The sequence below is a fragment of the Pseudomonas sp. Choline-02u-1 genome (assembly GCF_002836515.1).
In the GTDB taxonomy this organism is placed as follows: Bacteria; Pseudomonadota; Gammaproteobacteria; order Pseudomonadales; family Pseudomonadaceae; genus Aquipseudomonas.
In genome coordinates this window covers 33,233-55,836 of sequence record NZ_PJBC01000007.1, presented here as the reverse complement: position 1 = coordinate 55,836, position 22,604 = coordinate 33,233, and the positions used below count along the sequence as shown (strand labels likewise).

At 59.3% G+C, this 22,604-nt stretch carries 21 protein-coding genes; 7 read left to right on the top strand and 14 right to left on the bottom strand.

Annotation, left to right across the window (positions count from 1 at the left end):
* Positions 1-3 precede the first annotated feature (3 nt).
* The 6 genes from CXF97_RS07135 to CXF97_RS07110 form a co-directional block, all read right to left on the bottom strand.
* Positions 4-1,635 carry a hypothetical protein gene (locus tag CXF97_RS07135; protein ID WP_157830866.1) on the bottom strand — a complete coding sequence of 544 codons (1,632 nt, stop codon included), beginning with the start codon at positions 1,633-1,635 and terminating at the stop codon, positions 4-6.
* A 220-nt stretch (positions 1,636-1,855) separates the two neighbouring features.
* Positions 1,856-3,715, bottom strand: a complete 1,860-nt coding sequence (locus CXF97_RS07130; RefSeq protein WP_157830865.1) for a hypothetical protein — start codon at positions 3,713-3,715, stop codon at positions 1,856-1,858.
* A gap of 157 nt (positions 3,716-3,872) precedes the next feature.
* A complete protein-coding gene (locus CXF97_RS28200; protein WP_178081156.1) occupies positions 3,873-7,385 on the bottom strand; it encodes a calcium-binding protein in 3,513 nt (1,170 codons plus the stop codon).
* Positions 7,386-7,597: 212 nt separating this feature from the next.
* Positions 7,598-8,227, bottom strand: coding sequence for a LysE family translocator (locus CXF97_RS07120; RefSeq protein ID WP_101157487.1), 630 nt, complete (start codon positions 8,225-8,227; stop codon positions 7,598-7,600).
* An 86-nt stretch (positions 8,228-8,313) separates the two neighbouring features.
* Positions 8,314-9,663 carry an NCS2 family permease gene (locus CXF97_RS07115; protein ID WP_101157485.1) on the bottom strand — a complete coding sequence of 450 codons (1,350 nt, stop codon included), beginning with the start codon at positions 9,661-9,663 and terminating at the stop codon, positions 8,314-8,316.
* A 235-nt stretch (positions 9,664-9,898) separates the two neighbouring features.
* The gene (locus tag CXF97_RS07110; RefSeq protein WP_101157483.1) at positions 9,899-10,345 is read right to left on the bottom strand and encodes a MarR family winged helix-turn-helix transcriptional regulator; all 447 of its coding nucleotides are present in this window, start codon (positions 10,343-10,345) and stop codon (positions 9,899-9,901) included.
* Positions 10,346-10,426: 81 nt separating this feature from the next.
* On the opposite strand from CXF97_RS07110, the gene CXF97_RS07105 reads away from it, so the two are divergent.
* A complete protein-coding gene (locus CXF97_RS07105) occupies positions 10,427-11,593 on the top strand; it encodes a PLP-dependent aminotransferase family protein (protein WP_101157481.1) in 1,167 nt (388 codons plus the stop codon).
* Between the two features lie 87 nt (positions 11,594-11,680).
* On the opposite strand, the gene CXF97_RS07100 is transcribed toward CXF97_RS07105, so the two are convergent.
* The 5 genes from CXF97_RS07100 to CXF97_RS07080 form a co-directional block, all read right to left on the bottom strand.
* Positions 11,681-12,052: a glutathione S-transferase N-terminal domain-containing protein gene (locus CXF97_RS07100; protein WP_101157479.1), complete on the bottom strand. Its 372-nt coding sequence runs from the start codon at positions 12,050-12,052 to the stop codon at positions 11,681-11,683.
* Positions 12,053-12,155: 103 nt separating this feature from the next.
* A complete protein-coding gene (gene folE / locus CXF97_RS07095) occupies positions 12,156-12,701 on the bottom strand; it encodes a GTP cyclohydrolase I FolE (protein ID WP_016773769.1) in 546 nt (181 codons plus the stop codon).
* Positions 12,702-12,778: 77 nt separating this feature from the next.
* Positions 12,779-13,336 (bottom strand): Smr/MutS family protein, encoded by a 558-nt coding sequence (locus CXF97_RS07090; protein WP_016773770.1) that lies wholly within the window; start codon positions 13,334-13,336, stop codon positions 12,779-12,781.
* Positions 13,337-13,409: 73 nt separating this feature from the next.
* Entirely contained in the window at positions 13,410-13,730 is a 321-nt protein-coding gene (locus CXF97_RS07085; RefSeq protein WP_016773771.1) for a hypothetical protein, read from the bottom strand.
* 130 nt (positions 13,731-13,860) lie between these two features.
* The gene (locus CXF97_RS07080; protein WP_101157477.1) at positions 13,861-14,451 is read right to left on the bottom strand and encodes a cysteine hydrolase family protein; all 591 of its coding nucleotides are present in this window, start codon (positions 14,449-14,451) and stop codon (positions 13,861-13,863) included.
* 239 nt (positions 14,452-14,690) lie between these two features.
* On the opposite strand from CXF97_RS07080, the gene prmB reads away from it, so the two are divergent.
* A complete protein-coding gene (gene prmB / locus CXF97_RS07075; RefSeq protein ID WP_101157475.1) occupies positions 14,691-15,599 on the top strand; it encodes a 50S ribosomal protein L3 N(5)-glutamine methyltransferase in 909 nt (302 codons plus the stop codon).
* Between the two features lie 135 nt (positions 15,600-15,734).
* Here prmB and CXF97_RS07070 read toward each other — a convergent pair whose 3' ends face one another.
* Both CXF97_RS07070 and CXF97_RS07065 read right to left on the bottom strand, forming a co-directional pair.
* Complete coding sequence (locus CXF97_RS07070) at positions 15,735-16,526, bottom strand: hypothetical protein (protein ID WP_101157473.1); 792 nt, start codon at positions 16,524-16,526, stop codon at positions 15,735-15,737.
* A 99-nt stretch (positions 16,527-16,625) separates the two neighbouring features.
* Positions 16,626-17,579 carry an alpha/beta hydrolase gene (locus CXF97_RS07065; protein WP_101157553.1) on the bottom strand — a complete coding sequence of 318 codons (954 nt, stop codon included), beginning with the start codon at positions 17,577-17,579 and terminating at the stop codon, positions 16,626-16,628.
* Positions 17,580-17,709: 130 nt separating this feature from the next.
* Here CXF97_RS07065 and aroC point away from each other — a divergent pair, with 130 nt between their 5' ends.
* The 5 genes from aroC to mtnC all read left to right on the top strand — a co-directional run bounded on the left by aroC (position 17,710) and on the right by mtnC (position 21,929).
* Positions 17,710-18,801 (top strand): chorismate synthase, encoded by a 1,092-nt coding sequence (gene aroC, locus CXF97_RS07060; RefSeq protein WP_101157471.1) that lies wholly within the window; start codon positions 17,710-17,712, stop codon positions 18,799-18,801.
* 34 nt (positions 18,802-18,835) lie between these two features.
* Entirely contained in the window at positions 18,836-19,981 is a 1,146-nt protein-coding gene (locus CXF97_RS07055; protein ID WP_101157469.1) for an MFS transporter, read from the top strand.
* On the top strand, positions 19,978-20,604 hold the full coding sequence (locus CXF97_RS07050; RefSeq protein ID WP_101157468.1) for a methylthioribulose 1-phosphate dehydratase: 627 nt from the start codon (positions 19,978-19,980) through the stop codon (positions 20,602-20,604). Before CXF97_RS07055 ends, CXF97_RS07050 begins: the two co-directional genes overlap by 4 nt.
* Before the next feature lie 91 nt (positions 20,605-20,695).
* Positions 20,696-21,241, top strand: a complete 546-nt coding sequence (locus tag CXF97_RS07045; RefSeq protein ID WP_101157551.1) for an acireductone dioxygenase — start codon at positions 20,696-20,698, stop codon at positions 21,239-21,241.
* Between the two features lie 4 nt (positions 21,242-21,245).
* Positions 21,246-21,929: an acireductone synthase gene (gene mtnC, locus CXF97_RS07040; protein WP_101157466.1), complete on the top strand. Its 684-nt coding sequence runs from the start codon at positions 21,246-21,248 to the stop codon at positions 21,927-21,929.
* A gap of 126 nt (positions 21,930-22,055) precedes the next feature.
* On the opposite strand, the gene CXF97_RS07035 is transcribed toward mtnC, so the two are convergent.
* Positions 22,056-22,334, bottom strand: a complete 279-nt coding sequence (locus CXF97_RS07035; RefSeq protein WP_016773780.1) for a DUF3509 domain-containing protein — start codon at positions 22,332-22,334, stop codon at positions 22,056-22,058.
* Positions 22,335-22,604 lie beyond the last annotated feature (270 nt).

Sequence of the window (22,604 nt, the reverse complement as noted above, 5' to 3'; positions counted from 1 at the left end):
TGCTCAACCCTCACGCACGATGAAAAGTGTCCGGGTGTCGGCTGACAGCCGTTGTACGCCGCCTACCAGATGAGCGACTTCAACCTGGCTCAGGTATTGATCAAGATGACGTTTGTTATCTGCGCCAAGCCCTGCGAGAAAATCCGGATCGGCGAAGTTGGAGCCGGGGGCGGTGTAGCGAGGGACTTGGTCACCACTGACCAACGGAAGTTTCAAGATGAATAACCCGGCAATACCTGGACGGTGGAAGACCAGAGCGTTTTCAACAAGCATATCTACCGGCGGCGCGACGCTGTAGCCGTTGTCTTGCAGAAGGTTGATGAACAGCGCACGCAGATTGAGTGCATTCGGCTGTGCGGTATAGGTGGCCCATTGTGCAGGGAATTCGCTCGGATCGAAGTCCAGACGCTGCAGCACACTGGAGTTGTAGTCTGGCAACGCCAGCAGTCCTGCGCCGGCCGTGCTGCCGGGCGCAGTGGACAGTTTCGGTAGCATCAGCAACGGTTCGGCAAGGCCGAATCCCGGTGCTACGTTATTCACCCTGTCGAGCCAATGGCGATACGTCAATGACACCACGGAAAGACCGTCGCCGTTTATGCCTGTGGGCAGAGAGGCGCGATCGAACACAGCACGGGCGAGGTTGCTGCTCGAACGCTCTGACAGGTGTCTGAATGCGGTGGCGACGTATTGGCTCGGGGACATTTCAAACGGCGGATAGCCATCCAGAACCTGCCAGTGGCCGTCGCGTTTGCGCGCCCACATCGGCTGGCGCGACGGTTCATCGCGCAACATGTTTTCGAAGGCATCGAACCTGTCCGGGGTAAAGCCCGGATGCTGCACATACACCAGGCCGCTTTCACTGCCCAGGTTTTGTGCAAGGATCGGGTAGTGCAGCCCGTCTATTTCGATAGATTCGCCTGAATCGGGGCGGTTCGATCTGCCCCAGTTTTGCCAGAGGCCGGCGGAAAGGTCCAGAGCGGCGGTCTGGCGCGATACAAGATTCTCGATCAGCGTGCTGGCGTCGCTCAACTCAGGCGACCGTTGTGCTGCGGGCATGCTTTGCGTGGAATGGAGCGCCGATACTGCAGCGGACTGCGCTACGTCGATTTCACGCCAGAGTGTCGAGCCTGGAATCTGCTCGACTTTTCTTCCGGTCGGCGTCGATTCGCCCGCATAGGTCTGACGCCAGCCATCGGCGCCGTAGCCGATCATGACGATGCCTTCGTGCAGTTCGACGTAGGTTTTGTTGCGCTTGTCGTAAAGAAAACCCTCTTCGCTGTCTCGTTTGCGTTTCAGTTGGGTGGCGAATACGGGATTGATAAAAATCGTCTCCGACGAACCTTCGCTGTTGGATGGGCTGTGCGATGCAGGCGGCTCGCTGGCAAGAGCATGCTGTTGTATTGAATCGGTGGCGCGGGCCATGCTCGGCGAAGTGTCAGCAGCGGGGGACTGACTGATGGTGACCGTGGGACGGGTCGCCCCGGTTTCCGGCAAAGCGCTTGCAGTGATCGCGCTCGAGGCGGATTGCTCGCTGGCGCCTGCTGATGTTCCTCCTGTATCTGGTAAGGGGTGGGTCGACGTAGTCGGCGTTTGCGCCGAAGACGGGCGAGGGATTTTCTTGGGGGGCTTGGCCATAAAACTGCTCCGATGAACTGCCGATCAGGATGGGCCGGGCAAGCGGGGGCGAGTTTGCGCCTGCCCGATGCTTTGGCTTGAAAGCGTTATGGTCGGCAAAGGGCAGGCGAGGGGTGCGGTACATAGGTATCGCACCGGGCAAGCGTGTTGCCGCGTGTTGCAGGCGTTGACGATCCGCGCCGACACCAGTGAGCGAGGGGGCAAGTGCTGCAAAGGCAACTCAGCGCTCCCGGATGATGAACACCGAGTCCGGATTCGATTCGACCTTCAATACCCCGCCGATCAGCCAGATCACTTTGTCTTGAGTGGCTGCGGTGGTCAGCTCCCGAAACGCGTCGCTGCCGATTCTGCTCGGCAGGCTCGGGTCTGCCAGTTCATTGCCGGGCCTGTGGGACAAGCCCGCCTGGGCAACCGAGCCCAGCTTCAAGAAGTACACCGGGTCACGCCCTGCGCGCCTGAAAACCAACGTCGGCTGGCGGTGTTCGTACGTCAGAGGAAAAAGGTCATAACCGCAGCGAATCAACAGCGCACCGAGCAGGCGCCTGAGGTTCAGATCGCTGGGCCAGGTTTTGTAGTGATTCCATTCGATGGGAAACCTTTGTGGATCGAAGGTCAGCCTTTGCAGTTCGCTGTCCGATTGCGACGGCATGGGAATGAGTTTCTTGCCGCCGACATCGATCGAGGGCGCGATTGCCAGCATATTGAGCGGGTCGGCATAGGCCGGCGCGCTGGGAAACGGCTTCTGCTTCCATTGATGCAGGACCGCCTGGATATTGACCAGACCGGTGCCGGTAATGACGGCTGAATTGTCAGCGAGTTCGAACAGCCTTTTGCCAACCGCCCATGCAGTGGCTGCGGAAAAATCGGGAAAGGTGTTGGCCACTGATTGCGAAATAGGCTCTTCGAAAAAGCGTTTGCCGGGGTGGATTTCACCGGGATCGTTACCGATGCGAAACGTGGCGACCGGTTGCATTGAAGGCGCGGTGCGCAGCATCTGTTCAAACGCCTCGAAGCGAGCCGGCACAAAGTCCGGATGCTGCACGAAATAGACTTTCGGTGTGCGATTGGAGCCAACCGGCACGATCGGGTAATGAAACCAGCCCAGTTGGATTGACTCCAGAGCGGGAGGCTTGTTCAAGTGGCCCCAGGGTAACCAGAAAAACGGCGTCTGCTCGTTCGCTACGCTGGCGTCAGGCGCCGACGGGGGCGCTAGCACCGTCTGCTCGCTGGCATCCAGACGCACGCGTTTGTTGCTGCCGATAGTCGGCTCGGCGGTACGGCGAGGCACGCCAGTTGAAATTCCGGAGTGTGCTTGTGTGGTTTTCCGTCGCCAGAGCAGGCTGTCGGGGATCTGTTCAAACACGATGTCGGGGGCACTTCGGCTTGTCGCCGAGGCATGCTGGTATTCGCCATGCGGATTCTTGCGGACCATCACCGTGCCTTCTTCGGTGTCGACGAAGGCTTGCTTGAGCTTGTTGTAACGGATGCCAGCGGTCGACAGTTCCGCTCGGGTGAGAGTGTTCGCATCCTCAGGCGAAAGGTAGGCGAGGAGGCCGGTATCCGTGGCTGAGTTTCGCGCCTGGCCGGATGGCCAGCCGGGCCGCTGAATATGCCAACTGGCGTGCCCTTCAAGCTTCGTCAGGGACGGGCCGGCCACGCCTGGCGCGAACGTCATCGGCACGTAATAGCGGCCTTGCACATCCTGTTCGACGAGAAAGCGTCCTTCGCCGCCGAGTTGCGCGTAAGTGCGCTGGTCCGGGCCGGTGAACAGTCCGCTGTTTTCGCCTATCGGGGTCAGCTCGCTCAGGCGATTTTCGGGCCAGGCGACGGCATGGCGTGGGACGCTGACTGATTGGGCGGCTGGTCCCGGCATCGTGCTGACGGTGATCACGGCAGGGGCGATGTCTGCAGTACTCGACGAGGCTTTGGTCGATTCGACGCCGGATAACCCGGTGTCAGGCAGCCTGACGTTGCTGCGAGTACCTGAGCCCGATTGAACAGGTCGGGTGGTAACGGTGGTGTCGGCTGCCGTCGTCACAGCAATCTTTTTCGGTGGTTTGACCATGTGCAATTTACTCATTCGGTTTTGATATCGAGCGCTATCAGGGGCTCGCCGGATTCTTCAGGCGCACGCGCACGCGCAGGCGTGGCGCAAAAGTCTGATCCGGAACAGGATGTGGAGGTTGGGTCGTTGCTGCGGCGCGGGCGTGGTCAGTGCTGACCAGCGGTCGCCCGCGTCATGCCGGTGGGACATCGAGGGCAGGCGGATTGAAAATGTGCACATCCTGATGGCTGCACCGATTGATGACTTTCAACCTCGAATATTCGACGCGGGATTTGTCGCTACGCAGGATCCAGCGATGGGCTGCAAAGCTGTAACTGAATGCGCCGGAAGTGTTGTCGGCAAAGATGATGTTGCGCACTTTGACCTCTTGGCTCGCCATCGATGCGAAGAGTTCAGGCAGGGCCTCTGCCGCGTCGGGCGCAGCAAAGAACCGCGCATCGAGGCCATCCTGATAGACCCGGTCGAAAGAAAGATCCACCACATGGACGATGCCTTTTTCATTGATGACGCGGATCTGGTCGATCAGGTCTTCACTTTCATAAACCGGCAGGTGCACCGTGCAGGTACCGATCTGCAATTGGTTGTTTTCCAGTTTGACCTCAACCTTCCCCAGCGCTGTCGCGTCGAGCTCCCAGGTGGATGAGTAAGGCAGCCTGACCACCGCGTTGGCCAGTGCGCCCGGAGTTGTCAGCTTGATGGTCCGGTCGACGACAAGATGAATCAGATAGGTACCACCTTCACCCTCCAGTGTTTCCAGTGCTGTCTGGTTGGCTCCGGGCGCAATAACGGCGCATACATTTTTGGCGCTGAGCTTCCACGCTTCGTTCGTTGGTAATTGGTAAGTGAACTGCCGCGCACGAAACTCAAGGGGCAACTTCAGTGCCGTCGTCCAGCACTTGAAGGCATTCGCCTGGTAGTTGTCGTCGGCAGGGGCGGCGTCGGTTTCCGCCGTAAGCTGCGCATTCAGTGCAACGCCGTCGTTGAATATCAGCAGGTACTGGTGACTGGGGCGGGCGGCCATGGTGCGCAGGATCTTGACCATGTTCCTTGGGTCAGAGCCGCCTCGCGCCCAGGCAAAATGTTGCAGCGTCAGGGTTTTATCACCCAAGTGATAGGTCAGGTCGCACGCGGCCAGCAGGTCGCTGTTTTTTGCCGATTCCCTGGCGCGGAAATGAGCTTCGACCTTGTTCAGTTCGTTGCTGGCGTAATCGAGGTGAATACAGGTAATGACGTCGGGTCGTTCGGCCGAATAAAACGTAGTGCTTTGCCCGGCGCGCGGCAGAAAATAACGCGCTTCATGCTGATGCAGGGTCCAGCATTCAGGGTTGTAATGAATGACCGGCTTCGCAGGCTTGCCGTGTTTCAGGATGAGCACTTCGATATCGACCGTCTCGCCGCTTTCGATTGTTTCCGGCAGGTCCGGTCGCAACACATAGCCGTCATGGGTCAGGAACGTCAGTTTGTTGTTTTTCAAGCGGCGCTGTTTGTTGATCGTTTCATAGACTTCATGGATGAAGACCACGCATTTGGGCCTGTCGAGAAACTCGAATCCTGACGTAATGACCAGCGAGTTCTTTTCAATGGCCCAGCTTTCGATCAGGCTGATTCGCCATGCAAATTCGATGGTACTTTCCTGCTTACCGTCTTCGATGATGCAAAAACGACCGTCCTGATGAGCGATGAAGTACTCATCGATACCTTCTTCTCCCGAAGCAATCGCATCTTTGTGCAGCAACCGGATTTGATCGTTGCCGGCACCCGCTTTTATCGTGTCGCGCCCGCGGGATTTGATGATGTTACGTTGCTCGGTGCCCGTGACGACGCTTGCCGCACTGTTCAGTGTTTCCACGTTCTCGATGCTTTCCAGAAGGCTGTGGAATGTAAAATCGGCCCCGTCGTCGGCATCGGGATTGGGCTTTCTCACTTGCAGCGTGCCGGCCTGCAAGTCGATGTCATGGCCCTGTTGCGTGAGCTTGAGGCCATCCAGCGCCAGGGTGTCGTTACCTGCGCCGCCCCTCAACTTCGAATAAGCCGAACCCTCGGCGTTTTTCGAGATGGAATCGCCGGCCGACTGGAATACGAAGCGATCGTCCTTTTCGCCACCGGTCAGGTCTTTTATTCCTGAGCCGTACTGGAAGATATTCGATTTCTTTTCCACGCCTTTGATCGAATCCTGGCCATCGCCGAGCAGCCACAAAATACGCTTGTCGTCGCCAGCAACCCCCAGCACCGCGCCGGGGGTGTCCTTGGTGACGCCTTCGCGAGCATCGATGGTGTCATCGCCACCGCGGATCACCGGGACGTTTTCGGTTTCCCAGGCATCGATTTTCGTCCACCAATTGCGTTTCCACACTTGCCTGCTGACCAGATCGACTTCGAACGCGCCATTGACCACCGCTTCGGTGGAATCCTTCAGATCGACGTCCAGCAATCGGCGGGCATTGCGCTTGAGTTGCTCGGTGTGCTGGATCAGGGTTCTGGCCCGGCTGTAGCGATCCTTGACGCCTTGCTCGACGTCCATCATGCAGAACGAGAAAAAGCCCGAGCGCCAGCGTTCGCCGACGGTGAGTTCGATGTAATCATCGATGTCGTCGACGATGCGTACCGCGCCGTAGATCTGCGATCCAATGGCCAGCATCGCGCCGGCCAGCAGCCCTGCCGGCCCCACGAACGACAACCCTGCCAGCGCAGCGCTACCGAGAATGATCGTCATGGCGGCGCTGGTGATGCTCAAGCCGGCGCTGACGTAATGGTCGATGGCCTCTTTGCCGGTTGCGTTGCTCGCGGCATTCAGCGAGCGGACGGCGGTGTACACATCGAATGGTAATGTCAGTGCTCCGCCAATCAGTCCGCCGGATCGACCGAGCCGCACCGCAAACCTGGTTTTAGCGAAGTCCTTGAAAGCGCTTTGTCCGGCCGTCAGCATCTCGGCGGCGATCTTGCTGACCCCGATGTCGATGGCAATGGAACCCAGTTCCGAGGCAATCCCCACGCTGTTAATGACGACTTCAGCGTTATCACCGGCCTTGACGGCCTGAACCACGCCACGCAAACCCATGAATATGCCGAACGCCTGAAGTCCTACGCTCGAGCCGACGGTCAGGTGCGTCTTGGCCGTGGCAACCCAGCGCCGAGTGTTTTGCGGTAACTGGCTGTGCTGCAAGTCGAGTTTCTGTGCCGAGCCGAGGAGTTTCTTGATCTTGCTGCGGTAATCAGATGAATCGACGTCATCTTGCGGGTTATCGCGGATTAGCGGCGGGGCGGTCAGCGGGCGGCGGCTGGCCATGTCGAAAAGCAAGGTCGGCAACAGGTAGGCATTGCTGCCGCTCGAAGACTTCATGTGCTGTTCGATAGCACTGGCGCTGAACTGCAAGGAGTTGATGAACGATCGTGGGGGAATGCGGAAAAAGGTGTTGTCACGGGTTAAAGGTTGGCCATCCATCGTTGCCCCCAGAGCATCGAGAGAGGCCCGGGTAATCGAGACTTCACCGATCTGGAAAGGGCCGAACACCGAGTCGTTGAATTTCAACTGATCGAGTTTGCTTTTATTCGAACTGGCCGCTGCGTTGTCATTACCGTCGTTGAAATCGATGGTCGAGGCGTTATGTTCATTGGTCTCGATCTTCATATCCGTGATGACGACCGGGTCAGTTTGAATCGAGGCTTCGCTTATCAGGGTGGCCATGTGAACGTCCTTGTTCTGGCGGGTTGTCGTAAAAACACGCCGAGATAGTACGAGGAGCGTTCCAAGCATGTATATCAACGGGTTGTTGCGGTGTATTGCGCGGCCTGCAGGAGAGTCGGGAATTGCCGACAGGCGAGGAGAGCGCCAGCCTGAACTGAACAGTTCAAGTCAGACTGGCGGGGGTTCGATAGACCGCGACGCGGTCAAGGATCTCAGTGGCTGCTGAGCAACGACGCGGCGCCGGCACCGCCGAACAGACCCGCACTGATGCGGTTGAACCAGCTCTGGCCCTTGCCGCTGCGCAGGTAACGCGCGGCGGCGTGGGCCCCGAGGCCGTAGGCCAGTTTGCACAGCAGGTCCAGCACGGTCCAGGTGGCGATCATCACCAGCAGTTGCGGCAGGAAAGGTTGCTCGGCGCTGAGGAACTGCGGCAGGAACGCGGCGAAAAACAGGATGTCTTTCGGGTTGCTCGCGCCCAGCACGAAGGCACGGGTGAACAGTGCGCGAAAGCGTGGCACGGGCGCCGTTTGCGGGACGTCGGCCCCGACCGATGGCTGGCGTGACTGTTGCCAGCTCTGCCAGGCGAGGTAGAACAGATACAGCGCGCCAACGATTTTCAGGGCGCTGAACAGTTGTTCCGAGGCTAGCAGCAATGCGCCAAGCCCCAATGCCGACGCACTGAGCAGGCAGATTGACGCCGTCACACCACCCAGAAATGCCGGGTAGGAACGACGCAAGCCGTAGTTCAGGCTGTTGCTGATCATCAGCAACGAGAGCGGCCCCGGTATCAGGATCACCACCAGTGCAGCACCACTGAACAGCAGCCAGGTTTCCAGACTCATCGTTTTGCTCCTTTGTTGTTATCGAGATGTGCAAAAGCCCCACCCCGTAAGGGTGAGGCTGTGTTGAAGCCTTAACCGCGCAGCGCTTACAGAAAGATGAACTTGGCGATGAAGATCGCGCAGAGCACCCACAGGCTGACGGAAATTTCCTTGTACTTGCCGGTACCGGCCTTCAATGCCACGTAGGTGATGAAGCCCAGTGCAATGCCGTCGGCGACCGAAAAGGTCAGCGGCATCATGATCGCGGTGACGATGGCCGGAATCGCGTCAGTGGCTTCGTCCCATTCGATGTGGGCCATGCCGCCCATCATCAGCATTGCCACGTAAATCAGTGCACCAGCGGTGGCATACGCGGGAATCATGCCGGCCAGCGGTGCGAAAAACATCGCCGCTATAAATAGCACACCTACGGTGACGGCGGTAAGACCAGTCCGACCACCAGCGGCGACGCCAGCGGCACTTTCGACATAACTTGTCACTGGCGGAACACCGACCACCGCGCCGAAAACGCTGGAAGCACTGTCGGCTTTCATCGCGCGGGAGAGGTTTTCGATACGACCATCAGGGTTGACCAGGTTGGCGCGCTGGGCCACGCCCATCAGCGTGCCGGCGGTGTCGAACATGTGCACGAAGAGAAAGGCGAGCACCACGCTGATCATGCTGACATTGAATACGCCGGCGACGTTCATCGCCATCCAGGTGGGTGCCAGGCTCGGCGGCGCAGACATGATGCCCTGGTAGTGGACGAGGCCCAGGCCCCAGCCAGCGAGGGTGACAGTGATGATGCTGATCAGGATCGCGCCAAACACGCGGTGATAGCTGAGGATCGCGATCATCAAAAAGCAGATCGCCGCGAGCAGCGGGCCGGGTTCGCGCAGCGAGCCGAGTTTGATCAGCGTGGCCGGGCTGTCGACAACGATACCGGCGGTCTTCAGACCGATCAGGCCCAGGAACAGACCGACCCCGGCGCCCATCGCAAAACGCAGGCTGACCGGAATGCTGTTGAGCAGCCATTCGCGAATCCGCGAAAAGGTCAGGAACATGAACAGCACGCCCGAGACGAACACCGCGCCGAGGGCGGTTTCCCAGTTGTAGCCCATGGTGCCGACGACGGTGTAGGTGAAGAAAGCATTGAGGCCCATACCCGGCGCCAGGCCCACCGGCCAGTTCGCGTAAAGGCCCATCAACAGGCAGCCGAGCGCGGCGGCGATACAGGTGGCGACGAAGGCTGCACCGTGATCGATGCCGGCATCGGCCATGATGTTCGGGTTGACGAAAATGATGTAAGCCATGGTGATGAAGGTTGTCAGACCGGCAATCAGCTCGGTCTTCACCGTGGTGCCATGCAAGCTGAGTTTGAACAGACGCTCCAGCAGGCCATTGCGTAATGGCGGCGTGAGCTCGAGCGGCGGTGCTTCGGATTTGCGGCTTTCCACAGCGAGTACTCCTCAAGAGTTTTATTGTTATTTCCAGGGCCGGACCCATGAGGGGTGGCAGCGGCCCTTTGAGGCATACGCGAATTTGTTGACCGTGTAGTCAGGAACTCGCACGCAGTGGATTATGCTTTTGTGTACAAATAAAGCAAATATTGTTTTGGGGTTTGTCGCCGATTTTTTTGCTGATAGGGATATATGGCTCCCTTCGCGAGCCGGCTCGCGAAGGGCGGTCCCGTCACTCAAGATGTGTCTGACTTCCTCCTAGCGCCAGATTCACCGCGAGCCAACCACTCACCGCCGCTTCCCCAGCCTCGGCAAAAACGCGCTCCAGCAATTTCACCTGCTCACGGCGCAGCGCCTGTTCAAACTTTGCGCCTTCTGCGGTCAGCTCAAGCAGGCGCTTACGCTTGTCGGTCTGCGACGCCACGCTGTCGACCAGATGCATTTCCTGCAACTGGCGCAGTGGCATGTTCAACGCCTGTTTGCTCACGCCCAGTAGGGCCAGCAGCTCTTTCACGCTGAGGTTCGGGTAGCGCGCGATGAAAAACACGATGCGCTGATGCACCCGCGACAGTCCGCGGCGCTCGAGCATTTCGTCCGCCTTGGCAGTGAACGCCTGATAGCCGAAGAAAAACGCTTCCATCGCGTGTTGTTGGCTGGTCGGATTTTTAAGGTCAAGCATGTTGACGTACTCGCTCGCGCTGTCGTAATTTCAGTCAAACAGTTTGACTCATTTTCTGCCTGCCTTGCTACGGTGACCCCCATGGCTTTTTCCGAACGTGTCACGCGCCTTAAAAGTTCTTTGATCCGCGAAATCCTTGCTGCCGCCCAGCGGCCGGAGGTGATGTCGTTTGCCGGTGGCTTGCCCGCCGAGGCCATGCTGCCGAAAGTCGAGTGGGCCGACATGCCGCTTTCGCTCGGCCAGTACGGTATGAGCGAAGGCGAACCGGCGTTGCGTGAAGCCTTGGCGGCGGAGGCGAGGGCGATCGGACTTGAATGCCAGGCGAGTCAGGTGCTGGTAGTCAGCGGCTCGCAGCAAACCCTGGATCTGGTAGCCAAGTTGTATATCGACAAGGGCACGGAGATCTTGCTCGAAGCGCCGACCTATCTCGCCGCGCTGCAGATATTCCAGCTGTTCGGCGCCGGCTGCCTGACCGTCGCGCAAGAGGTCGACGGCCCGAATCTGGCGCAATTGCGCGAGCGCCTGGAGCGGCATCGTCCCGCATTCATCTACCTGATCCCGACATTCCAGAACCCGTCTGCCGTGCGCTACAGCGAAGCCAAGCGTGCCGCCGTCGCTGCGTTGCTTGATGAATTCGGCGTGACGCTGATCGAAGACGAACCCTACCGCGAACTGACGTTCGACGGCGCCAGCGCCAGACCGATCGCCGGCCGCTTGCAAAGCGCCAGTTGGATCTACACCGGCACCGTGTCGAAAACCCTGCTGCCGGGATTGCGCGTCGGCTATCTGATCGCCAGCCCCGACCTGTTTCCCCATCTGCTGAAACTCAAGCAGTCGGCCGATTTGCACACCAATCGCATCGGCCAGTGGCAGGCGCTGCAATGGATCGGCTCGGAGAAATATCAACAGCATTTAAGCGAGCTGCGCGAGTTTTACCGGCAGCGGCGCGATGCCTTCCAGGCGGTACTGGAACAGCACTTTGCTGACTTGGCAGATTGGGAAACGCCTCAGGGCGGGCTGTTTTTCTGGCTGACGTTAAAGCAACCGCTGGACACGCGGTCGTTGCTCAATGAGGCATTGGCCAATGATGTGGCGTTCATGCCGGGTGAGCCGTTTTTTCCCGAGCCGGACGCGCATCACGGACATTTGCGCTTGAATTTCAGCCACATCGATCCAGCGCGGCTGGATGAAGGGTTGAAGCGGTTAGCGGCAGTCGTGCGTCGGGCGCAATTGGAGAGGGCGGCCTGAAAATAACAAACCGGCCTGAGGGCCGGTTTATTTTTGTCTGAGTACTGGCTTGCCAGCGATGGAGTAATCAGCCAAAGCCCAACCACATCAGACCGCGGCGAACCGCTTGTCCAGATAATCAATGATCACCTTGGACTCATACATCCAGGTCGTCTGGCCATTCTCTTCAATCCGCAGGCAAGGCACCTTGATGCGGCCGCCCTGTTCCAGCAGGGTCTGGCGGTCCAGCTCATTGTTTTTTGCATCTTTAAGCGCCACCGGTACATTAAGGCGATGCAGGGCGCGGCGGGTCTTCACACAAAACGGGCAGGCGTGGAACTGATACAGAGTCAGATCCTTGGCGGCGGCGTCGACTTGCGCCTGAGCGGCGGCGGGGCGTTGTTTCTTGCCCGGGCGGGTGATGAAGTCGGCGAAGATAACCAGTTGGCCGAGGCCGACACGAAGCGCTTTGACGAACACGTTGAAAGCCTCACGGTGCGAATAAAGAAAGGCGCGCAGCTTACCCGATTTTTCACTGGCGAAAAAAAACCGGCGATCAACGCCGGCTCTTTTCTGTCGCGAATTACTTGATGAGGCTGAGGAATTCGCTACGGGTTGCCGCGTTTTCGCGGAATTCACCGAGCATCACCGAAGTGATCATCGATGAATTCTGCTTTTCGACGCCGCGCATCATCATGCACATGTGTTTGGCTTCGATCACCACGGCCACGCCCAGCGCGCCGGTAACTTGCATCACCGCATCGGCGATCTGGCGGCTGAGGTTTTCCTGAATCTGCAAACGGCGGGCGTACATATCGACGATCCGCGCGACTTTCGACAGGCCCAGCACTTTGCCGCTCGGGATGTAGGCAACGTGGGCCTTGCCGATGAACGGCAGCAGGTGATGTTCGCACAACGAATACAGCTCGATGTCCTTGACCAGCACCATTTCGCTGTTGTCGGAGCTGAACAGGGCACCGTTGGTGACCTCTTCGAGCGTCTGTGCATAACCACGGCAAAGATACTGCATGGCTTTGGCGGCACGCTTTGGCGTGTCGAGCAGGCCCTCGCGGGACACGTCCTCGCCCAATTGGCCGAGAATCGCGGTGTAATTCTGTTCCAGGGACATGAAACTACCTGTGGGGATTTTCGCAAAGGGCAAGGGTACGGTGGCGGACACAACCCTGCAAGTTCGGTGTGACGGCTTTATTCGTCGCGACCTTCCATCATTGTCCGTTTGAGCATCACATAAACCGCGCCAGCGCCGCCGTGGCGAGCCTGGCAGGAACAGAAACCGAGCACTTGCGCATGCTGGCGCAGCCAGGTGTTCACGTGGCTTTTGATCATCGGCCGCTTGCCATCCAGGCGCACAGCCTTGCCATGGGTCACGCGCACGCAGCGGATTTCGAATTTGGTCGCTTCGGCGAGAAAGGCCCAAAGCGTCTCCCGGGCCTTTTCCACGCTCATGCCGTGCAGGTCGAGGCTGCCTTCGAACGGGATCTGCCCGACCTTGAGCTTGCGCATCTGGCTTTCCTGCACGCCGTCGCGGGACCACATCAACTCGTCTTCCGGGCCGACATCGATCACGAACTGGTCGGAGAGGCCGTCAATGATGGTGGTGTCGCTGCGCACGGTGGCGGACTGACGCAGCTTGGCGATCTGCGCGCGGTCAGCCTTGGGTTTGCCGGTGTCGGCGCGGTCGTGCTTGATCGGCTTGACGCCCTGGATCGCACTTTTGAACAGAGAAAAATCGTCGTCTTGCATGTCAGCCTCCGCGAAGGGCGGCCAGTTTACCCAAGTCGACAGAAAACGGCCCGGCTAAAAGCCAGGCCGTTGGTCAGTCATGTTTTTTCATCAGATGCGGGGACATGTTCAATTCCCGCGATTGCCGCGCACGACGGCGGCAGCGGCGCCACAGGGCAACGCCGAAATACAGAAACAGCAAACCGACTGCGAGCATGATCGCCGAGCCCAGTGGCGAGGCGTTCAGGTCACCCAGCGCTGGCGGGCGGCCGAGCAGGCTGGCGGCGCCGGCCATCGCCAGCAGCACGCCGAACGTCGCCAGAATGGCCGAGATCGCCGCGCCAAATCGAAAACGCCAGTTGCTTTGGCCTTTGGGCCGCAAACGGCGTGCGTCAAATCCATCGGATAACTTCATTCCGACCTTCCTCAATGGTATCGGCCCTTCGACCGGGAGTTGACCGGGTTGTTCCTGAGGCTATGGCATTTGCGGCAAATCAGCGGATATAGCGGATGAGCGGCGCCAACGCGCCGCTCCAAGGGCAGGATCAGATCAGATCCTGAGTCCTGGCCAGGGTGGCGAAGTTGTCGGCCATGATCGCCATTTCCGCTTCCTGCACGCGTTCGGCGCTGAGCACGCCGCCCTTGAACGGCAGGTCGCGAGTCGCACAGGCATCTTCGACCAGGGTGCAGCGGAAACCGAGGTTCTTCGCCGCACGCACCGTGGTGCTGACGCTGGAATGGCTCATGAAACCGCAAACGATCAGATCCAGTGAGCCGAGGTTCTGCAGGCGCTCGAGCAGTTCGGTGCCATGGAATGCGCTCGGCAGCAATTTGCCGATAATGGTTTCATCACCTTGCGGTTCGAGGCCAGGGATGAATTCGCCACGTTCGCCCTGGGGGTCGAACAGGCCACCAACGGTGCCGAGATGGCGCACGTGCACGATCGGCCGACCGGCGGCACGGGCAGCGGCAACCACTTGTTTGATGTTCGCGACGGCCGCGTCCATGCCGCTCAGGGCCAGTGGGCCACTGAGGTATTCCTTCTGGGCATCGATGATGACCACGGTGGCATGGCTCAGTGTGGCCGCTGCGTAACCGCGACCGCTGAGTTGAAACATCGTTTTTGGAACGGACATTCTGGGGCTCCTCGGGGTGGGGCTTTTGCGACATTGTCCTCTGGCTGAGCGGTTCTGTGAATCGCTACCATCGTAGGCGCCGTCGTTCTTGGCCTGCAGCCTTGTCAAGTTACACGTTCCGTTCAATGCCTGATGCAAAAAAAAGAAATCTCCTACCGTCGTCGCGCGGTTTTTCCTGCGTCGTCGTCGCGCGTTTTGGCTGGTAGAATCGCCAGTCGTTTTTTCTGGAGTTCTATGCCGTGATCACTTCCCGACTTCGTACCCTGCGCGACCACATCCGTTGGGCCGTCAGCCGCTTCCATGGGGAGGATCTGTTTTTCGGCCATGGCACCGACAACGCCTGGGACGAGGCGCGTCAGCTGGTTCTGGGCGCTTTGCACCTGCCGTGGGAAATCGCCGACAGCTATCTCGATTGTGCGCTGGAAGATGACGAACTGGTCAATCTGCAGCGCATGCTCAAGCGCCGTATCGAAGATCGCGTGCCCACCGCCTATCTGCTCGGTGAAGCGTGGTTCTGCGGCATGTCGTTCATTGTCGATCAGCGCGTACTGATCCCGCGTTCGCCGATTGGCGAGCTGATTGAAAACCGCTTCGCGCCGTGGATCGGCAACGAACCGGCAAGGATTCTCGACCTGTGTACCGGTTCCGGCTGCATCGGTATCGCCTGTGCCTACGAGTTCCAGAATGCCGAAGTGGTGCTCGCTGATTTGTCATTTGAAGCGTTGGAAGTGGCCAACCAGAACATCGAGCGCCATGGCGTTGATGAGCGCGTCTACACGGTGCAGGGTGATGGTTTCGATGGCTTGCCGGGTCAGCGTTTCGATCTGATCGTGTCGAACCCGCCCTACGTCGACGCTGAAGATTTCGCCGACATGCCGGATGAATATCAGCACGAGCCGGAACTCGGTCTGGCCTGCGGTGATGATGGTCTGAATCTGGTCCGGCGCATGCTCGCCGAAGCAGCGGACCACCTGACCGAGAAGGGCTTGCTGATCGTCGAGGTGGGGAACAGCCAGGTGCATGTCGAGGCGTTGTACCCGGAAGTCGATTTCGCCTGGCTGGAGTTCCAGCGCGGCGGGCATGGCGTGTTCATGCTGACAGCCGAGCAGTGCCGCGCGCATCAGGCACTTTTCGCCGCTCGCGTCTGACCTCTTTAGGGACGCAGAGCGTCCCGGGCTGCATTCCCACGCAGAGCGTGGGAACGATCGGATCGCAGCCTTCGGCAGCTCCTACAGGATGTACATGAGTCCAGTGCAAGCTGCCGAAGGCTGCGATCTTTTGATCTACCGGTGCGTAGCAATCCAGATCAACAACCCCGCCTGAAACACCGTAAACGCCACCAGACACGTAATGGTGAAGCGCAAACCGGCATCTTCACGCTTGAACTTGCTGACTTTCTCTTCCTGCTTCTTCAGCTTCACTTCCTGTTCGGCCAGATTCTGCTCGGCCTGCTGCAGCATCTGCGCGGCTTCCAGAATCTCGACGATCTGCAGTTTTTCGCTGTTCCAGTCACCAAGCAGATCACCGACCTGCACAGCCTTGATGCTGCCTTTCAAATGCTGCGCGTCGGCGTAAGCCACATCAAAACCGTGTACGCGCAGAAAGTGGTCACGACGCAAGCGAGTGTCCTCGTTGAGCGCGTCCTTGTTGTTCAAGTCCATGGCTTCAACGGTGTATCCCGGCCAGCGCTTCTTTGCCCAGTTGATGCCTTGCGCGGCCATGAAGCGGCCGATGCCGCGATTCAGCGGTTCAATCTGCAAGCCGCTGTCGGGACCGAAACTCACGCGTTTTGCAGCGTGGTCGACCCACACATCAAGATGATTCTGCTCTTTGCGCACGCGCTGGTTCGGCAGTTTGATCGCCATGCGCATCAGACTGCGCTCTTTGCTGTTGCGCTCGGCGTAACCGAATTCGACGAAGCGCAACGGCCGGCCACCGGTATTGCGATCGGTCTGCAGCGGCGCCAGACGGAGCATCTTGTGGTGCTCGGCCTGAACGTCCGCCCACGGCAGCTCGACTGCGGGTGGCGCATCTTTTTCGGCGCTGATGTCGGGTGAAGTCTGGGTTTCAGTCATAACGGCGAGATCCTGTCCAAGCCCTGCTTGCCGCCAGACGTTGCGCTGGCGACAAAGGCTTATCGGCCGTTTTCTGCGAGGCTGGAGGGTAAAAGGCAGTTAACTTGCACGAATTCCCTCAATAAAGTCGATGACGGCAGCGCCCAGTTCGGCGGCCAGGGGCAAATTCGGGTCCTTGTAGGAGGCCAGTTGCCGCTTCATGTCGTTGTGGACGATGCGCAGCACGTGATTCATGCCTTCGATCACCGTCAGTTGCGCGTCCGGTTTCGCCGCCTTGAGCAGCTTCGCGTCCTCGGTGCCGACCTGGATGTCGTTGCTGCCCTGGACGATCAATGCCGGCATTTTCAGCTGTGCAAAAGCTTGCGAGGGATCCTGACGAAACAGTGAAATCAGATACGGCTGCACGCTCGGGCGAAAGATCACCTGTAACGGTTGCGGCACGTTGTCATCGGTGTGGCCGGCCTTGAGGCTGTCGAGCAGTTCGTTGCTGCGCAGCATCAGTGGTGGCGGCAGGCTGCGCGCCAATTGTTCGCGAATCACCTGATCGACCGGCCGCGCACTGCCGGACAACGAGATCACCGCCGCCGCGTCCAGCTTCGGCGCAGCGAGGCTGGCGATCAGCGCGCCTTCGCTGTGGCCGAGCAGGATCAGTTTGCCGAAACGCGGGTCGGCCTTGAGCTTTTGCCCCCACGCCACGGCATCCGCCGCATAGCCTTCTACTGAAAGATTACGTTCATCAGGCGCGGCCGCCAGGCTCGCCGCGACGCCGCGCTTGTCGTAGCGCACGCTGGCGATGTTGTGTTTGGCCAGCACCCAGGCCAGACGTTTGAGGCTGTCATTGCGTCCACCGTCCGGGTTGTTTCCGTCGCGATCTGTAGGACCTGAGCCAGAAATCATCAGAACAATCGGCACCGGGCTGTCGGACTTGGGCAGCAACAGCGAACCGAAAAGTTCGCCGTTGCCGGTGTCCAGAGTGACCGGGCGTTGCAGGACTGTCGCTTGGGCAAAGCCGGTAAAGAGGGTAAGACTCAAGATCAGAACTCGCAGCATCATCACGCCATCATTGGTCAAGGTGCCGGTTGGACTCGCCAGCACCGCTAAGGTTCGAGGATGAACTACTCGGTTAGCCTGCGTATACTGGCGCGCATCAAGAATTCGGGTTTGATTTCACGGAGCGTCCTGCATGTCCGGCAATACCTACGGCAAGTTGTTCACTGTCACCACCGCTGGCGAAAGCCATGGTCCGGCGTTGGTCGCCATTGTCGACGGCTGCCCGCCGGGCCTGGAGATTTCTCTGGAAGACCTGCAGCGCGACCTCGATCGCCGCAAGCCGGGGACCAGCCGCCACACCACCCAGCGCCAGGAAGCCGATGAAGTCGAAATCCTCTCCGGCGTGTTCGAGGGCCGCACCACCGGTTGCTCGATCGGCCTGCTGATCCGCAACACCGACCAGAAGTCCAAGGACTATTCGGCAATCAAGGATCTGTTCCGCCCGGCTCACGCCGACTACACCTACCACCACAAATACGGCGAGCGCGATTATCGCGGCGGTGGGCGCAGTTCGGCGCGGGAAACCGCGATGCGCGTGGCGGCCGGGGCGATCGCAAAGAAGTATCTGGCCAGTCAGGGCATCGTCATTCGCGGCTACATGAGCCAGCTCGGCCCGATCGAAATTCCCTTCAAGACCTGGGATTCGGTCGAAGAAAACGCTTTCTTCAGCCCTGACCCGGACAAGGTGCCGGAGCTGGAAGCCTACATGGACCAGTTGCGTCGCGATCAGGACTCGGTCGGGGCGAAGATCACCGTGGTCGCTGAAGGAGTGATGCCTGGTCTTGGCGAACCGATTTTCGATCGCCTCGACGCCGAACTGGCCCACGCGCTGATGAGCATCAACGCGGTCAAAGGTGTCGAGATTGGCGCCGGTTTCGCCTGTGTCGCCCAGCGCGGCACCGAACACCGCGATGAACTGACGCCGCAAGGTTTCCTCAGCAACAACGCCGGCGGGATCCTCGGCGGCATCTCGTCTGGACAGCCGATCGTTGCGCATCTGGCATTGAAACCGACCTCGAGCATCACCACGCCGGGCCGCTCGATCGACGTGAATGGCAACCCGGTCGACGTGATCACCAAGGGCCGTCACGACCCGTGCGTCGGTATCCGCGCGACGCCGATTGCCGAGGCGATGATGGCCATCGTGCTGATGGATCACCTGCTGCGTCACCGTGGGCAGAACGCCGATGTGCGCGTGAGCACGCCGGTGCTGGGCCAGCTCTGATGGCTGCGCTCAAAGCCGTCGCGGCATAACCGGCGTGGCGGCGCTTCCTTACTGGCGGCTGTCCAGTTTCTATCTGTTCTATTTCGCCTTGCTCGGTTCGACAGCGCCGTTTCTGGCGCTGTACTTCGATCACCTCGGCTTCAGCGCCGCCCGTATCGGCGAGCTGGTGGCGATTCCGATGCTGATGCGCTGTGTGGCGCCGAACATCTGGGGCTGGCTCGGCGATTACACTGGCAGGCGTCTGGCCATCGTGCGCTTTGGCGCGGTGTGCACGTTGCTGACCTTTTCGCTGATTTTCGTCAGCCAGACCTACGCCTGGTTGGCGATGGTCATGGCCCTGCATGCATTCTTCTGGCATGCGGTGCTGCCGCAATTCGAAGTCATCACCCTCGCGCATCTGCAAGGGCAGACGTCGCGCTACAGCCAGATTCGCCTGTGGGGCTCGATCGGTTTCATCATCACCGTGGTGGTGCTGGGGCGGCTGTTCGAATGGCTCAGTCTGGACATTTATCCGGCGGCGCTGGTGCTGATCATGGCTGGCATCGTCCTCAGCAGTTTGTGGGTGCCGAATGCGCAGCCGGCGCAAGGCAGTCGGCTGGCGGGTGAGGGCTTTCTCAAGCAATTGCGCCATCCCGGCGTGTTGGCGTTTTATGCCTGCGTCGCGCTGATGCAGGTGAGCCACGGGCCGTATTACACCTTTCTGACTCTGCACCTTGAACGCCTCGGTTACAGCCGTGGCGTCATCGGCATGCTCTGGGCCGTGGGCGTGGTGGCGGAAGTGCTGATGTTCATGGCCATGAGTCGCATTCTGGCGCGATTTTCCTTGCGGCGCGTGCTGTTGGCGAGTTTTCTGCTGGCGGCGTTGCGCTGGGTGTTGCTCGGTTCGTTTGCGGAATTTCTCTGGGTGCTGTTGTTCGCCCAAGTGCTGCATGCCGCGACCTTCGGCAGTTTTCACGCGGCTGCCATCGCTTTCGTGCAACGTAGTTTTGGCGCCCGCCAGCAAGGCCAGGGCCAGGCGCTTTACGCGGCACTGGCCGGCACCGGGGGAGCGCTCGGCGCGCTGTATTCCGGTTACAGCTGGAACGCCCTCGGCCCAACATTGACGTTTAGTATCGCCAGTCTCGCAGCGCTTGCCGCTGCCGTTATCATTGCCACACGCATGCAAGAGGACAGGCCATGAGCCTTACCCGTGAACAGCTCGCCCAGCAGATCGTCGACGCCGGGCGTTTTCTCTATGGCCGGGGCTGGTCGCCAGCCACCAGCAGCAACTATTCGACACGCCTGTCGCCAAGCGAAGCGTTGCTGACGGTGTCGGGCAAGCACAAGGGCCAGTTGGGTGTGGATGACGTACTCGCCACCGATCTGTCCGGCAATAGCCTGGAGCCGGGCAAGAAACCCTCCGCCGAAACCTTGCTGCACACCCAGCTCTACAGTTGGCGCGCGGAGATCGGTGCGGTGCTGCACACTCATTCGGTGAATGCCACGGTGCTGTCGCGTCTGACCCCGGAAGATTTCATCGAGTTCGAAGACTACGAATTGCAGAAAGCCTTCAGCGGCATTTCCACCCATGAATCACGGGTGCGTGTGCCGATTTTTGACAACGATCAGGACATTGCGCGCCTCGCCGCCAAGGTGCAGCCTTGGCTTGACGCTCATCCGGACTGCGTCGGTTATCTGATTCGCGGCCATGGCCTCTACACCTGGGGCGCGCAGATGAGCGACGCGCTGCGGCAGATCGAGGCCTTTGAATTCCTGTTTGAATGCGAGTTGAAAACCCGCAGCGTCATGAACCGCCAAGGCTGAGTTCACCAGAAACAGCCGTTTGCCTGATGACATGCCGCGCCCGACCGGCCTTCAAGAGCCGGACGGCGCCGCCGCTACCGAGGATTTGCCCATGAGCAGCCTGTCCGTTTATCACGTTTCCAGCCCCGAGATTCCCAACAAGGTGCTGACCCATTTCGAAGACATCGCCGCGACGCTGGCCGAGCACGGCGTGCGTTTCGACCGCTGGCAAGCCGCCACGAAGATCCAGCCCGGCGCCAGTCAGGAAGAAGTCATCAGTGCTTATAAGGAACAGATCGACAAGCTGATGACCGAGCGCGGTTACATCACCGTCGATGTGATCAGCCTCAACAGCGATCATCCGCAGAAAGCCGAATTGCGCGCCAAGTTCCTCGAAGAACACCGCCATGGCGAAGACGAGGTGCGATTTTTCGTCGCCGGGCGTGGCTTGTTTACCCTGCACATCGACGATTACGTCTACGCCGTGCTTTGTGAGAAGAACGATCTGATCTCGGTTCCCGCCGGCACCAGGCACTGGTTCGACATGGGCGAGCATCCGCATTTCGTGGCGATCCGTCTGTTCAACAACCCGGAAGGCTGGGTTGCCAATTTCACCGGCGAAGACATCGCCGGCCGCTTTCCGCGTCTGGAGGACTGAAACCGTGTCGATCAAAGTAATTCTCACCGACATCGAAGGCACCACCAGCGCGGTGAGTTTCGTGTTTGACGTGCTGTTCCCCTACGCCGCCAAACATTTGCCGGACTTTGTGCGCCAGAACGCTTCGCGTGCTGATGTCGCCGAACAGCTCGACGCCGTGCGCCGCGACAGCTTTGAGCCGCAGGCCGATGTTGAACGGGTTGTTGAAATCCTCTTGAGCTGGATCGCCGAGGATCGCAAAGCCACGCCACTCAAGGCCTTGCAAGGCATGGTCTGGGCGCAGGGGTACCGGGCCGGGCAGTTGAAAGGGCACGTTTACCCGGATGCCGTTGCAGCATTGCAACGCTGGCATGCGGCGGGCTATCAGCTGTTTGTTTACTCGTCCGGTTCGATCCAGGCGCAGAAGCTGATCTTTGGATGCTCGGAGGCCGGGGATCTGACGCCGCTGTTCAGCGGGTATTTTGATACGACATCGGGCGCCAAGCGTGAGGCGCAGTCCTATCGCAATATTCAGCAGGCCATAGGTGTCGAGGCAGACGAAATCCTGTTCCTGTCGGACATCGTCGAAGAGCTCGACGCTGCGCAGTCAGCCGGACTGAAAACCTGCGGCCTGGCGCGTGAAGGCGGCGAATTGGCAGGGCACGTGACGGTGGACACTTTTACTGGAATCGAACCGGAAGCGTTCTGAGTTAATCCAAACGAAATGTGGGAGTGGGCTTGCTCACGAAAGCGGTGTATCAGCCAGCATCTCTGTCGGCTGATACACCGCTTTCGCGGGCAAGCCCCGCTCCCACATTTTTTTGTTTAAGGCTGATTACAGCGAGTGATAGGTCGGCAGAGCAAAACGCTGCTGGCTCTGCAGCATTGCAATTTGCGGCAGCTCGCTGGCCTGTTCGGCCAGGTCACGGCGGATCGCGCTGATCGCCCACGACAGTTGGTCACCGGCATGCAGTTGCTGATACGAGAGTGCGCGTTTGAAGACTTTGCCGTCGCTGCTACGCAGAGTGAGCAGGATGCCACCGTCAGGACGTGGGGCAGTGCTGACTTCGTAGTTGGAGAACAGCGATGTAAATTTTTCTTGAATCAGGCTCATGTCATCAGCTCCGTATGTACTTGAATGGCAAGCATGCGGAGGTAGTTGCAGCGTTTGTGCCAGTATTGATGATAAATAAATCCCTTTAAAATCAGCGTCTTACAAGCAATGCATTTTGCAGGCGTCGTGCAATCTGCATGAATGGCCATCGTGCATCCTGCATTTTGCGTGATTTTTCCTGGCAGAACGGAACCAAACGTCCGTACCAGAATCAGCGCTTTCCCCACCGGTGTCTCGGGATACAAATCATTGCAAAAACCGCGTGTACAG